The sequence below is a fragment of the Yersinia sp. FDAARGOS_228 genome, assembly GCF_002073315.2.
In the GTDB taxonomy this organism is placed as follows: Bacteria; Pseudomonadota; Gammaproteobacteria; order Enterobacterales; family Enterobacteriaceae; genus Yersinia; species Yersinia intermedia.
In genome coordinates, this window is the sequence record NZ_CP020409.2 from 2,815,675 (window position 1) to 2,828,047 (window position 12,373).

Consider the following 12,373-nt stretch of genomic DNA (forward strand, 5'->3'; position numbering starts at 1 on the left):
TAACATCAAATACAGTGGTAATTGATGTTATACAATATTTCAGCCTTATGTCATCTATACCCGTCATACTTCATGTGCGTTGGCTACACTCAATAACCCGAATCACTTACGGGCTAGCATAAATGCTGTACAAATCGGTTCCCGACCGATTTGTATCTCGCTTGCCGCCTTCCTGCAACTCGAATTATTTAGGGTATAACAACCTATCTCATTTTACTGGGCGGTAAATTCGAACAGCCGCTGTCAAGCGCAGGGTACGATGTGCTAACTCTTCTGCCGCCCCGGCATATTGTTCGACCATGGCCGCATTCTGGTGTGTCATTTGATCTAACTGGCCGATCGATTGGTTAATTTGACCAAGAGCTTGTGTTTGTTCCTGGGTGGAGGTGCTGATTTCACTGATTAGGGTAGAAACTTGACCAGCTTGTTTGACGATATTATCCATCGTGGCCCCGGCATTTTGCACTAAGGCGCTACCATCACGAACCCGCTCCACACTGGTTTCAATCAGTTGTTTGATCTCTTTGGCGGCGGTTGACGAACGTTGAGCCAGATGGCGCACCTCGCTGGCAACTACCGCAAACCCTCTACCTTGTTCCCCAGCCCGTGCGGCTTCAACCGCCGCATTGAGTGCCAGAATGTTGGTCTGAAAGGCTATTCCCTCAATGACACTGATAATATCTACAATACGATGACTGGAAGCATTAATCGTACCCATAGTTTCAATGACTTGATGCATCAATTCGCTGCCTTGTTCTGCCGCACGACTGCTCATCGCTGCCAACGATGTGGTTTCATTGGCACTATTGGCACTGTGTTGTACCGTGGCTACTAATTGTTCTGTGGCACTGACGATATGTTGCAAGTTGGCAGTCGCCTGCTCAGTTCTGACTTTTAACTCACGATTCCCAGCGGCAATTTCACTGCTGGCGGTGTTAATACCATCAACTTGACCGCTAACATCATCCGTTAGAGAACGAAGATTTAACCCCAATTGATTGACGCTACGCATCAAATAACCAATTTCATCTACTCGGTTTAGCTGTACGTAATCACCAGCCTGCCCGGACGAGACATCTTGCGCTTGTTGCAAAATTGCGGCGATAGGGCGGGCAACTTGGCGCTCTAACCACCATGAGGCCACCACGCTGCTGGCAACGGTAACCGCAGCCAAAACTAATAATGGCAAACCGGTTATCCCTATCACTCCGGCGGCCACAGTAGGGAGCAAAGCCGCCCCCAATAATGCCCCGCGCAAGCGCCAGCGCAATGGTAACGTTTGGAACAGCGACAATAGGGACAACCAACCAGTACGAACAATTAGCCCACGATACAGTGCTATGTGACGCTGCTTGGCCTTACCCGAATTAAAATCGGCGTACAGTGCTTCTGCTTGTTTAACTTCTTCGCGAGTGGGTGCAATGCGTACCGAAATATAACCGGTCAGACGGCCATCATGACGTAATGGCGTAGCATTAGCGCGTACCCAATAGTAATCACCATTTTTACGACGATTCTTAACCAATGATGACCAGGATAAACCCGCATTCAGGGTTTGCCACATATCAGCAAATGCCGCAGGTGGCATATCAGGGTGCCGAACCACATTGTGCGGTTGACTCAGTAAGTCCTGATATTCAAAACCACTGGCGCGAACAAAGGCGGCATTGGCATAGGCGATATTGCCGTGAATATCAGTGGTGGATTGCAAGGTGGTATCGCGATCAATGGGATACTCCTGCCGACTGACAGGCTTGTTCACTCTCATAATAACCTCAGTAAATGGGGGAGTTCCCTGATAACAGGTGAATACAATAACTACAGACGGTAATCGGCCTCATAAGATAAAACTTTATACTTATATTAATTAAATTATCAATTCCCCATAATGGTGCTGATTATTCATGCTGTTGCACTTTTTTGGGGCGCTATAGTATTTATGAAATGATTAGTTTATTTAAATTTATTATTTTATTTGATTTTTTGTTTATTGTTTAAAATGACGATCAATATAATAAACTCAATATAAAACAATTACTTAATAATTTCACTGTAGGCCATATCAAATTTGATTGATGAACGTAGTGAATGAGTTTTCTTATGTATGGTTGTTTGTCTATTATTTGGATAAAACATAGTTAAAATCTGTTTTAATGTTGCATAAAATGATGTTCATAAGGTTTTTATTTACAATTAGCCATTAATTATGAATATAAGAATAATTATTTGTTACAGCGGTGGAGTATTAGTTGAGTCGCTATCAAAGATAAAACCCTTGAGTGACAGGGGTAAAAGATGATAAGACGGTATCGAAACTTAATAACAATCTGCTCGAAATCTAGTATGTTTTCATTTGCACAGCTTGCAATGTTTTGATGCTTGCAAACGGATTAAGCCATTTGAATATCGCACTTCTGTACCCTGTATAGAGTAAGCCTTCCAGTCTAGCTAAAGTGATTATGACTTTTCTTCAACCCTTCAATTTTCATCAAAAAATTATAGATAGGTGAAAGGCGCATAAAGTCTTTACTTAACAGCCCAACCAGTTGTTCGGAAAATAATAAATCCATATCTCTGCGGTGGCTAATTAATGCCCACGACTTCTTGTTGTACCATTCCGCCAATGCCTGAGGTTGATCTTTAATCAAAGGGCGCTTGTAACTCTCACCCTCAATCGAGAAATTCGGATAAATACAGTCAGCCATGGTGAGAAAATCAGCAGGCGCACGGATCAGTTGTTGTCTGAAAAGATCCATTGTTTCTCGCGAGGCGCTGTAATACCCCAACCCATAACGCCACCAGTCTGGGCCAAATTCGAAAAAGTAAGTTGGAGCATCCGTCCAATTTTTACGTGATCTTTTAAATGTAAGCCAAATATTGCTGCGATAGAGCGACTTATCATGAGAAAAACGGGTATCACGATTCATGCGAGAAATTGTCTTGCCAATCGCTGGACGAACTTCAAACAGCTCATCAATAGTCAGCATATCTGAACTCAGATCGGCCACCAGCTTTCGTACGGGTTGTAGTAGATGTTGATCATAGATATCGCGATGTTCCTCGAACCATTCTTTGTTATTGTTCTGAGCGATGTGCTGTAAGAATGTCAGCCCATGTTGAGTAAAACCGGTAAATGCACCCATAATGTTCCTTTCTATATGCAGGGCGGACTAAGCCTTTGTTGTCAACCATCAACGTTTTCGCATGCTATTCATCTATAAACGATACACCGAGGTATTCGTTAAGTCGTGTTACCGAATAACCGCAATAGGACAATCTTGAATTCGGGTAGTATATGCAGGTGATAACATTTCACGTTTCATCTGCCATTGTTGATTAACTCCTTGCCCGATAAACGCAATTTTACTTTTACCGGATTGATTAATTTTGTCGATAGCCGCCATCAATGATTCACTGTTAATGCGCGGTTTGCTCTCATCAAATAGACCCAATTGCGCGATACCCTGACTTGAAAAATCTCCCAACATAATACCTGCTTTCAGGTAATGGTGACCGGGTCGCCAAATTGCCGCCAGGCATTTGAGGGCTGCGGCAATAATATCCCTTGAGTCCAAGGTCGGAAAGTTGAGGCGAGTGCTGGCGAGGTTACTGTAATAGACCTCGTTACTGGCAAAAGGGCTGGTTTTGATAAAGGTTGATACATGGCAACAGTATTGGTGCTCTTTGCGTAGCTTTTCTGCTGCTTTCTCGGCATAGCTACAAACGGCTTCATGCATACTTTGATATTCTGTAATGTGTTTACTAAATGAGCGCGAACAGATTATTTGTTGTTTTGTAGGTGCGAATTCAGCCACCGCCAGACAAGCTTCTCCGCGCAATTCTCGCACTGTCCGTTCCAGTACGACGCTAAAGTTTTTGCGAATAAGCGGGGGGCTGGCCTCTGATAATTGAAGGGCGGTGGTTATCCCCATCACTGCCAGCTTTTTTGCGGTACGCTGGCCCACGCCCCATACCTGCGCTGCTGGCATCAGCGCCAGCAATTTGCGTTGACGTATGGGATTGGACAAATCGACTACACCACCCGTTTTATGCCATAACTTAGCAGCATGGTTTGCCAGCTTGGCGAGAGTCTTGCTTGGCGCGATGCCTACACCGACATTTAGGCCAGTCAATTTGCGTATTTTATCACGCACGCCCTGACCAAACTCTTCCAGTGTAATGCAATGCTGCACACCAGTAATATTGAGAAATGCTTCATCGATTGAGTAAATTTCAATCCCTGGGGCCAGTTGTTCAAGAATAGTCATGACCCGTGCAGACATATCACTGTAGAGTGCGTAATTACTGCTAAACGCGACGACACGATGCTGATGGATAACTTGCTGTATCTTGAAATAGGGTGCCCCCATTGGAATACCCACGACCTTAGCCTCCCGGCTACGGGCAATCACGCAGCCATCGTTATTGGATAACACCACCACAGGGCGACCATACAGATCAGGCCTGAATACCGTTTCACAACTGGCATAAAATGAGTTCACGTCAACGAGAGCAAACATTATCGTAACTTATTGATACTAAATACAATGACACCAAAGATAACCCACTCTTCATCTCCTTCACATAATATGAGTGGGGGAGTGGCTGCATTCAGCGCCTCAAGGCGGGGAACCGGTCGTAAATAAAGCCGCTTAATATTGAACTCACCCCCGATGGTTGCAACGACAATATCGCCGTGCTGTGCCTGCAAACTGCGATCTATCACCAGCAGTGCGCCGTTGTTAATTCCTGCATCACTCAGGGCGTCACCCTTGGCGGTCATGAAAAAGGTGGCGGCTGGGTGCTCAATGCAGTGTTCATTAAGATCGATTCTCTTTTCAATATAGTCCTGTGCAGCATTGCCGAATGCACCCATAAAGCCTCCAAATGCGTTATCTAAGGGGAGAGCGTGATAACAAAAAACGACTGATTTACAAAATAACTGGTTATGCATACAGTATATGCGGCGAGGCGTGGACAGAAAAGCCCTGAAGAGATATTTTTATTCAGTATATTGATTTATAAGAAGAGAAAGTTATCTATCAGGATGGAATAGATGAAACGTAGCGCTACATGGCTGAATGGCGGGTGAGAGGATATCGATATCGTTTAATTATAATTAATAGCTAAATAATTACTTTTGGAGGTAGGTACCGCTCATTAATTCCTCTATTGTAATTCTCTTCATCACGTCTGTCGCCAGTCAAGGATCGGCTTAATTAAGTGGCGTCATCCTACTGACTGCGGCACTGGGCATTGTCATATAACAAGGGATAAAGAATGAAATTAGAAACATTATCTATTCATGCAGGCTATTCACCGGACCCCACCACCAAGGCCGTTGCGGTACCTATTTACCAGACATCCTCCTTTGCTTTTGACGATACCCAACATGGTGCTGATCTGTTTGATTTAAAAGTTGCTGGCAATATTTATTCGCGCATCATGAACCCCACCAATGATGTACTGGAGAAACGGGTTGCTGCCCTTGAAGGGGGGATCGCGGCTCTGGCAGTGGCGTCCGGTATGGCGGCGATTACCTATGCTATCCAAACCATTGCCGAAGTGGGGGATAATATTGTGTCGGTGGCCAAGTTGTATGGCGGGACTTACAATCTGCTGGCCCATACGTTGCCGCGTTATGGGATAGAAACCCGTTTTGCCGATCATGATGATATCGCAGCATTGGAAGCCTTAATCGATGACCGGACTAAAGCAGTTTTCTGTGAATCGATTGGTAACCCTGCCGGGAATATCGTTGATTTGAAAAAATTGGCTGATGCGGCTCATCGCCATGGTGTGCCATTAATTGTTGATAATACCGTCGCAACACCAATCTTGTGTCGGCCATTTGAACATGGTGCGGATATTGTGGTGCATTCATTGACCAAATATATCGGCGGTCATGGTTCCAGTATTGGTGGCATTGTGGTGGATTCAGGTAAGTTCCCTTGGGCGCAATACCCAGAGCGTTTTGCTCAATTGAATACACCCGATCCGTCATATCATGGCGTGACCTATACCGAGCAATTTGGCGCGGCAGCCTATATTGGCCGCTGCCGGGTGGTACCACTGCGAAATACGGGTGCTGCGTTGTCGCCTTTCAATGCTTTCCTGATTTTGCAGGGATTGGAGACATTGGCTTTGCGTATGGAACGTCATACTGAAAATGCGCTGAAAGTCGCACACTATTTGCAAAACCATCCGCAAGTCAGTTGGGTTAAATACGCAGGCTTACCCGATCATCCCGAGCATGAACTGGCCCAGCGCTATTTTGGTGGTAAACCAGCCTCGATATTGTCATTTGGTATTCATGGCGGGCAGGAGGCGGGCGGGCGTTTTATTGATGCGCTGAATTTGATCGTGCGCTTAGTGAATATCGGTGACGCCAAGTCACTGGCTTGCCACCCAGCGTCAACCACGCATCGCCAGCTTAATGATGAAGAACTCATCAAGGCGGGCGTACCACGGGATATGGTGCGGCTATCGATTGGTATAGAGCATATTGATGACATTCTCAATGATCTTGCTCAGGCACTGGATGCTGCCAAGTTTTAAGTTGGCATAATATATTAAGATTAGATCGCGAGCGGCCGGTAACCCTAGGGAAACCGGCCGTGAGTATCAGAATAGATTTAACGTGCCGCTAGCGTTGCTGCAATGACATCGGCATAAGGTGTTGTCGGCCGGCCAATCAGTTTGCTCAATGTATGACTGTCATCAAACAACCCTCCTTTAGCCGCGCCAGCATCAGAATCGGCTAATAGGCTGGCGAAAACATCAGGTAAACCGGCTCCGAGCAATGCTTGCTTGAAATCGGCTTCAGACAAATCGTGGTACACCACAGGTTTACCTGACTGGCGGGCGATTTCTGCCGAGAATTCAGCCAGTGTATAGATATCGTCACCGGCTAATTCGTAAACTTTACCCGCCTGGTTTCCCTGCGTTAGCACCACAGCGGCCGCTTCGGCATAGTCTTCACGTGCGGCAGAGGCGATACGACCCTCAGCTACCGCGCCGATAAATGCGCCATGTGCCAGGGCTGGTGCGATACTTGCTGCATAGTTCTCGGTATACCAGCCGTTACGCAATAACACCACTGGCAGACCTGATTCACGTAATAGTGCTTCGGTGGCTCGGTGTTCTTCACCTAACCCCAGTGGGCTTTTATCCGCATGTAACAAACTGGTATACGCCAACAGTTTAACCCCTGCACGCTTGGCCGCTGCGATCACGGCGCTATGTTGGGCAATACGCTGACCCACTTCACTCGATGAGATTAACAGTAATTTATCAACACCTTGAAAAGCGGTATCTAGCGTGGCTGGCTGGCTATAGTCAGCTTTGCGGATTTGAACGCCTAACGCTGCCAGATCGTGGGCTTTTTCAGGGTTACGTACCGCAGCAATGATTTCACTGGCGGGCACTTTTTTAAGTAATGCATTGATAACAAGGCGGCCTAATTGGCCTGTGGCACCGGTTACTGCGATCATAATGACACTCCAGATTTGATGTTATAAGAAAGGTGACAGACCATTAGCAAAGAATAAAACCGCATGATTGGCCAGAAAGTCGCCCTTAAGTTCATCATATGCAATATACTAACTTTACGTAAGTACGCACCAAAAGGTTAGTATGAAAATAGTGGAGCTGCAAAATTTGAATCACGCTGTTTCGTTTCCTGAACAGGTCCGGCGGGGCGAATTACTCAATGCAGATTGTCCTTCAAGGGAAGTGCTCAAGCGCGTAACCAGCCGTTGGGGGGTCTTAGTCTTGATTGCGTTAAGCAATGAGACTCTGCGTTTCAGTGCGTTGCGCAGAAAGATTGGTGGTGTTAGCGAAAAGATGCTGGCACAAACACTGCAACACCTTGAAGAAGATGGTTTTGTTGAGCGGATCGCTTATCCGGTAGTGCCACCGCATGTGGAATATAAATTAACGCCGTTGGGGAAAGAGATTCAGGAGCAGGTGGAAGGGCTAACCGTATGGCTTGAGGCCAATCTGCATCGCATTATGGCACAACGACAACAACGGGCAGAATTAACGGCCAATACGTTGTAACAGCAGCCATGGCATCAACTATGGCTGCTGTTGGGGTTTATCACATAAAAGCATCACAGAGTTTTTAACGCTTCCACCGACTCGATAGCCATGGAAGCGATAAACTCGGTCACGCTATAATCGGCAACTGCATTAAACGGATCTTCGGCCAATATCTTATCCAGTTCTTCACGGGCAATACTTTTGGCCAAAATAATGCCACCGGTACGCGGCACTTTACGGCCTGATGCGATAAAAACACCTTGTGTATAGTACTTTTTCAACCACTCTTTATGACTTTCAGTGAGTGCCTCGACCACGTCGATAGGTTTATGGTAAGTCAGACTGACAACAAACATGCGGAACTCCTTTAGGGTGAATGTCTAATTAAGATAACGCCTTGGCTGATGGCTGGCATCTTTAAAATGCATAATCATTAATTTTCATCTCAAGTTTTGGCCTTCATAGCTAAATTTGGCATATCTAAAGCCATAATCATTATTTCACCTGTGCGCGCGGCAGCGTCTACCCTTAAAACATCAGTTTCATCCCGCTAGATAAATAACGCAGAGGTGGTAATGGCTAAAATTACAGCATGGTTTATTGGGCGCTGGTCTGCGCATTCAGTAGCGAGCGATACCGCCCCGCATCAAGCTGATGGTGCACATCTATTAGAAACCATCAACGCTATTGGTGGGTTGTATGGTATTGAGTTTATCCATCACGATGGGGCTTGAACTGCACTGTGACTGCACGAGATGGCGGGCAGAAAATAAAATCATCTGCCCGGATAAATATATTTAGTGGTAAGCCGCTAAAGCAGTCAGCATCCCCACACGCTTAATTGTGTGCAATTGTTCAGTAATATTATTGGTTACCTTTGTGGCAGGCTATAATGGCGGCGCTTAAACCAGGATTGCACCATACCAGGCCGTGAGAACATCACTAAATTACCTAATAAGATTAATAGCAGACCAATAATGGCATTCAGGTGCCAGTGATAGCCTTCATAGAAGGTTGATATGGTCAGTGCCACTAGTGGAAATAACAAGGTGCTATAAGCCGCACCACTGGCTCCGATTCGGCCAATCAAGCTGAAGTAGGCGGTAAATGCAATCACGGAACCGAAGATAGCCAGATACAGTAATGAGCCAAGGTAGCGTGGTGTGAATTCGAGAGTAAAAGAGTGTTGTTGAATCAAACTGAAAAGTCCCATCGCTACCGCGCCATAAGTCATCGCATAAGCATTGGTTGACAGAATATCCAATCCCTTCCGCTGGTGGCGGCTACTGATCATATTGCCCAGTGAAAAACCATAGGTCCCCAGCAAACTTAGGCCGATACCTTTAAGTAATTCCGGTGCCATTTGTGTGGCGGTCAGATCTTGCCAGAACAAAGCAACAATACCTATCATGCCGAGGATACTGGCTGGCAGCAGGTTAGGGCTTAGGCGTTGGCGAAAGAAAATCATGCCATTGATGGCATTAAACAGTACCGCCATTGAGAAAATAACTGACTCCAGGCCACTACTGATATAAGCCGCAGCATGATAGAAACAGTAAAAATTAAAGGCAAAAACACAAATCCCCTGTGCAACGCAAAAAAGGTGGTCACGCACCGCGAGCTGCCGCAATCGGCGGGCGAGTAATAAGACGATCATCATGGTGCCGGCCGCAAGCGCAAACCGATAAAAAATGGACACAGTAATAGCAACATCAGCTTGCTGTTGTAGGGTAATGGCAATCCAGGTCGTTCCCCAGATCAGTACAACTAACAAATAAAGCAGCGCGGTCATCGTTATTTCTCATCACAGCTAGAAAACGCTAGTATCCGGTATAGGAAGGGGCGGCGCTTTCAGCGGCTTGCTTTAAATTGCAAAATCTTGCGCATTTTTACGATAAATAGCTGGAAAATATAGTCTGCCGCCTGGCAAGCCATTAAACTGGTTTCATGCGCGAACCCAAAGGAAGTCAGTACAATGTTGGAACGGTATCAAGCCTTTGAAACCCTAAAAGAACACAAAGCCCGCTTGCATGATTGTGTGCAACTTGGCTCGGGTATTCAATTGGCTGCCTGGTCTAACCGCGATGACTGCATTACACAGGAAAGCCCCGATCATCATACCTTGAGCTTGTATGTTGCAGATGGTTATGAGTGCTATCACAAAACACGCGCTGGCTGGAAAAACGGTGGTGGCCCAGATCGTTTTTGTATTATGCCAAAGGGCAGCTTATCCAGTTGGGATGTGCGGGATGATTTGTCATTTGTACATTTATATTGCACTGATAAGCATCTGCGCCAGCTTGCCGAACAGATCTGGGAGCGTAGCCCCCAGTCAATTCAGGTTGATGAGCGAATTTTCGCAGAAGATCCGCAAATAACGCTGCTATATCGCCAATTTTTACTGAATTGTAACTGGCAAGAACAGGCAAATCATTTAGCTCTCAGCAGTGCTGCGACCTTGTTAATGACCCATTTATTAAAAAACTACACTCAGTTGCAGTGGGCAATCCCCGTGATTCGCGGTGGGTTGTCTCCGGCAGTGTTAAAAAGAGTGAAAGAGTATATTGACGGACATCTTTCACAGCCGTTGCTGTTGTCAGATCTTGCTGAACAGGCAGGGTTAAGTGAGTTCCATTTTGCACGGATGTTTAAGCAGAACACTGGGCTGGCACCACATCAATTTGTGTTGAAAGCGCGGTTATCTCGCGCAGAACAGCTATTGAAACATAGCATGATGCCGCTTATTCATATTGCCCTGGAATGTGGTTTCAGCTCTGCCAGTCACTTCAGTAACTGCTTTAAAGTGGCTTATGGCCTGACGCCTTCGACGATTCGGCAACGCTAATCACAGCAGGCTATAAGGGGCAACTTAGATCACCTTCCGCGCAATTGAGGAATGACAGTAGTTCTGCTGAGCGAGCTTCAGTTTTATGGGTCAAACAAGCAGAGATAATCATAGGATGCACTGAACCACCTTCGGTGGCTGATGATTGGAAGGTACAATCTGCGTCGCGGTATTTTATCCAGGTAAGTTGTGCACTCTTTAAGAGCGCTCTTTGAGTGGCGGGTGTCTTGGCCAAAACCTGTTTATAAATACGGTTCAATTCGGTATCTGCTTTCTTATAATCTGAATTTGCACACTGGTTGATATCCAGTTGCGTCACCGCATTTTGGCAGTCAATTGCCAATGCCTGGCTGATGGGTAATACCAGTATCGATATCAACACGATTATCTTTAACATAAACCTGTTTAACATAACCCTTATTAACATGAGTATCTCTCCTAAACAATAACCAAAAAGTAATGATAGCCCCACTCTAGTAACGTGGGGCCAAAGATTATATTACATTGGTTTCTTGGCTACCCCCTCAATATCTTTCTTCATATCGGTGATTTTTTTATCCGGTAATTTTTTACAAATATCAATTATTTTTGGTGTGTATACAGTGTCTATTTCCTGGAAGTCGATGCTGTCTCCTTCTTTATATTTGGTATCCTTGTTGAGGATCCAGAAGGCAACTGGTGTCATACTTTTCGGATTAAGATCAAGGAATTCTTTACAGGTCATATCTGTCGGGGTTGTCGGTGATGATGCAGAGAATACCGTGCTAATGGTTAAAAACGTGGTTATTACAATGACAATATTAAGCAGTGATTTATAAAGCATACTTACTTCCTTATCTGGATGTTATATTTAACTGGATGTTATTAGTGCCGGGTTGAGAGTTTTTCTCGTTATTTAGCATGGGCTATAAAGGTATATCTCGCCAGCGTAAAGGTTAATTTATCGGTGGGGGTTATTGGCTGAAGAGTTATTTGTGCCGATATTTTTATCATGCCTTTTATTTGTATTGGGAATTTAAATTCACCTTTCTAATTTTGGAGTAAAAAACAGGTCAAGTAAGTATGTCTGCTTTCATTTTATCCATTGTTACAATAGTATTAGCTATGCTAATAAATATAACATTCTAACTGTTGTGGTTTTTATCTGATAGCGATGGAGGGCATAGGTGCTTGCTATCATGTTGCTACGGGCCTTTTGCTGGACGGACATCATGATGTCCTTTCGATGGTGGCAATGTGCGGCCATTTTTATCTTTGGGTGCTTGAGGCGGGTGTTTGCATGTGACGCCAGGTGATTTTTGTACTTCTTTATTAATGGGTTGTGTGGCAAAGCTAGAGATTGTATTCAATAATAACACCGATACTGTGAAAATCATTAGTAACTTATTCATGCTCACTCTCGTTATCCAATAGGAATGGGTTATTATCATAACGGATTGCTCTTTCCGTTTTCTTGGTGAGATATGTAATGATTTTATCAAGTTG

Annotated in this window: 14 protein-coding genes; 4 read left to right on the top strand and 10 right to left on the bottom strand. The window is 45.1% G+C overall.

Annotated elements, in window-relative coordinates; translation table 11 throughout:
* Positions 1–208 precede the first annotated feature (208 nt).
* From A6J67_RS12845 to umuD, 4 genes are all read right to left on the bottom strand, one after another.
* Positions 209–1,768 carry a methyl-accepting chemotaxis protein gene (locus A6J67_RS12845; RefSeq protein ID WP_050297369.1) on the bottom strand — a complete coding sequence of 520 codons (1,560 nt, stop codon included), beginning with the start codon at positions 1,766–1,768 and terminating at the stop codon, positions 209–211.
* A gap of 676 nt (positions 1,769–2,444) precedes the next feature.
* Positions 2,445–3,146, bottom strand: coding sequence for a DUF2461 domain-containing protein (locus tag A6J67_RS12850; RefSeq protein ID WP_086018939.1), 702 nt, complete (start codon positions 3,144–3,146; stop codon positions 2,445–2,447).
* Between the two features lie 105 nt (positions 3,147–3,251).
* Entirely contained in the window at positions 3,252–4,520 is a 1,269-nt protein-coding gene (gene umuC, locus A6J67_RS12855) for a translesion error-prone DNA polymerase V subunit UmuC (protein WP_042569965.1), read from the bottom strand.
* On the bottom strand, positions 4,520–4,954 hold the full coding sequence (umuD, locus tag A6J67_RS12860; protein WP_226967843.1) for a translesion error-prone DNA polymerase V autoproteolytic subunit: 435 nt from the start codon (positions 4,952–4,954) through the stop codon (positions 4,520–4,522). The genes umuC and umuD overlap by 1 nt, the downstream gene beginning before the upstream one ends.
* Before the next feature lie 326 nt (positions 4,955–5,280).
* Between umuD and A6J67_RS12865 the strand changes: the two genes are divergently transcribed.
* A complete protein-coding gene (locus A6J67_RS12865; RefSeq protein WP_005183083.1) occupies positions 5,281–6,558 on the top strand; it encodes a bifunctional O-acetylhomoserine aminocarboxypropyltransferase/cysteine synthase in 1,278 nt (425 codons plus the stop codon).
* Between the two features lie 77 nt (positions 6,559–6,635).
* Here A6J67_RS12865 and A6J67_RS12870 read toward each other — a convergent pair whose 3' ends face one another.
* The gene (locus tag A6J67_RS12870; protein WP_005183081.1) at positions 6,636–7,493 is read right to left on the bottom strand and encodes an SDR family oxidoreductase; all 858 of its coding nucleotides are present in this window, start codon (positions 7,491–7,493) and stop codon (positions 6,636–6,638) included.
* A gap of 142 nt (positions 7,494–7,635) precedes the next feature.
* Here A6J67_RS12870 and A6J67_RS12875 point away from each other — a divergent pair, with 142 nt between their 5' ends.
* Complete coding sequence (locus A6J67_RS12875) at positions 7,636–8,061, top strand: winged helix-turn-helix transcriptional regulator (RefSeq protein WP_032905838.1); 426 nt, start codon at positions 7,636–7,638, stop codon at positions 8,059–8,061.
* Positions 8,062–8,114: 53 nt separating this feature from the next.
* Here A6J67_RS12875 and A6J67_RS12880 read toward each other — a convergent pair whose 3' ends face one another.
* Positions 8,115–8,399 (bottom strand): YciI family protein, encoded by a 285-nt coding sequence (locus A6J67_RS12880; protein WP_005183077.1) that lies wholly within the window; start codon positions 8,397–8,399, stop codon positions 8,115–8,117.
* Between the two features lie 219 nt (positions 8,400–8,618).
* Here A6J67_RS12880 and A6J67_RS23485 point away from each other — a divergent pair, with 219 nt between their 5' ends.
* A complete protein-coding gene (locus A6J67_RS23485; RefSeq protein ID WP_172668581.1) occupies positions 8,619–8,777 on the top strand; it encodes a hypothetical protein in 159 nt (52 codons plus the stop codon).
* 137 nt (positions 8,778–8,914) lie between these two features.
* Here the strand turns inward: A6J67_RS23485 and A6J67_RS12885 are convergent, their stop codons facing one another.
* Positions 8,915–9,835 (bottom strand): DMT family transporter, encoded by a 921-nt coding sequence (locus tag A6J67_RS12885; protein ID WP_050297370.1) that lies wholly within the window; start codon positions 9,833–9,835, stop codon positions 8,915–8,917.
* Positions 9,836–10,018: 183 nt separating this feature from the next.
* On the opposite strand from A6J67_RS12885, the gene A6J67_RS12890 reads away from it, so the two are divergent.
* Positions 10,019–10,888: a helix-turn-helix domain-containing protein gene (locus A6J67_RS12890; RefSeq protein WP_005183074.1), complete on the top strand. Its 870-nt coding sequence runs from the start codon at positions 10,019–10,021 to the stop codon at positions 10,886–10,888.
* Between the two features lie 10 nt (positions 10,889–10,898).
* Here A6J67_RS12890 and A6J67_RS12895 read toward each other — a convergent pair whose 3' ends face one another.
* The 3 genes from A6J67_RS12895 to A6J67_RS12905 all read right to left on the bottom strand — a co-directional run bounded on the left by A6J67_RS12895 (position 10,899) and on the right by A6J67_RS12905 (position 12,279).
* On the bottom strand, positions 10,899–11,285 hold the full coding sequence (locus A6J67_RS12895; RefSeq protein ID WP_042569963.1) for a lysozyme inhibitor LprI family protein: 387 nt from the start codon (positions 11,283–11,285) through the stop codon (positions 10,899–10,901).
* Positions 11,286–11,387: 102 nt separating this feature from the next.
* On the bottom strand, positions 11,388–11,711 hold the full coding sequence (gene hdeB / locus A6J67_RS12900) for an acid-activated periplasmic chaperone HdeB (RefSeq protein WP_005183070.1): 324 nt from the start codon (positions 11,709–11,711) through the stop codon (positions 11,388–11,390).
* A gap of 361 nt (positions 11,712–12,072) precedes the next feature.
* Complete coding sequence (locus A6J67_RS12905; protein WP_080608183.1) at positions 12,073–12,279, bottom strand: hypothetical protein; 207 nt, start codon at positions 12,277–12,279, stop codon at positions 12,073–12,075.
* Positions 12,280–12,373 lie beyond the last annotated feature (94 nt).

Excerpts from the sequence above, each read along its gene's own strand:
- A6J67_RS12845 (WP_050297369.1), bottom strand. The coding sequence starts at position 1,768 with ATGAGAGTGAACAAGCCTGTCAGTCGGCAGGAGTATCCCATTGATCGC.
- A6J67_RS23485 (WP_172668581.1), top strand. The coding sequence starts at position 8,619 with ATGGCTAAAATTACAGCATGGTTTATTGGGCGCTGGTCTGCGCATTCA.
- A6J67_RS12880 (WP_005183077.1), bottom strand. The coding sequence starts at position 8,399 with ATGTTTGTTGTCAGTCTGACTTACCATAAACCTATCGACGTGGTCGAG.
- hdeB (WP_005183070.1), bottom strand. The coding sequence starts at position 11,711 with ATGCTTTATAAATCACTGCTTAATATTGTCATTGTAATAACCACGTTT.
- A6J67_RS12870 (WP_005183081.1), bottom strand. The coding sequence starts at position 7,493 with ATGATCGCAGTAACCGGTGCCACAGGCCAATTAGGCCGCCTTGTTATC.
- A6J67_RS12890 (WP_005183074.1), top strand. The coding sequence starts at position 10,019 with ATGTTGGAACGGTATCAAGCCTTTGAAACCCTAAAAGAACACAAAGCC.
- umuC (WP_042569965.1), bottom strand. The coding sequence starts at position 4,520 with ATGTTTGCTCTCGTTGACGTGAACTCATTTTATGCCAGTTGTGAAACG.
- A6J67_RS12885 (WP_050297370.1), bottom strand. The coding sequence starts at position 9,835 with ATGACCGCGCTGCTTTATTTGTTAGTTGTACTGATCTGGGGAACGACC.
- A6J67_RS12895 (WP_042569963.1), bottom strand. The coding sequence starts at position 11,285 with ATGTTAAAGATAATCGTGTTGATATCGATACTGGTATTACCCATCAGC.
- umuD (WP_226967843.1), bottom strand. The coding sequence starts at position 4,954 with ATGCATAACCAGTTATTTTGTAAATCAGTCGTTTTTTGTTATCACGCT.
- A6J67_RS12865 (WP_005183083.1), top strand. The coding sequence starts at position 5,281 with ATGAAATTAGAAACATTATCTATTCATGCAGGCTATTCACCGGACCCC.
- A6J67_RS12905 (WP_080608183.1), bottom strand. The coding sequence starts at position 12,279 with ATGAATAAGTTACTAATGATTTTCACAGTATCGGTGTTATTATTGAAT.
- A6J67_RS12875 (WP_032905838.1), top strand. The coding sequence starts at position 7,636 with ATGAAAATAGTGGAGCTGCAAAATTTGAATCACGCTGTTTCGTTTCCT.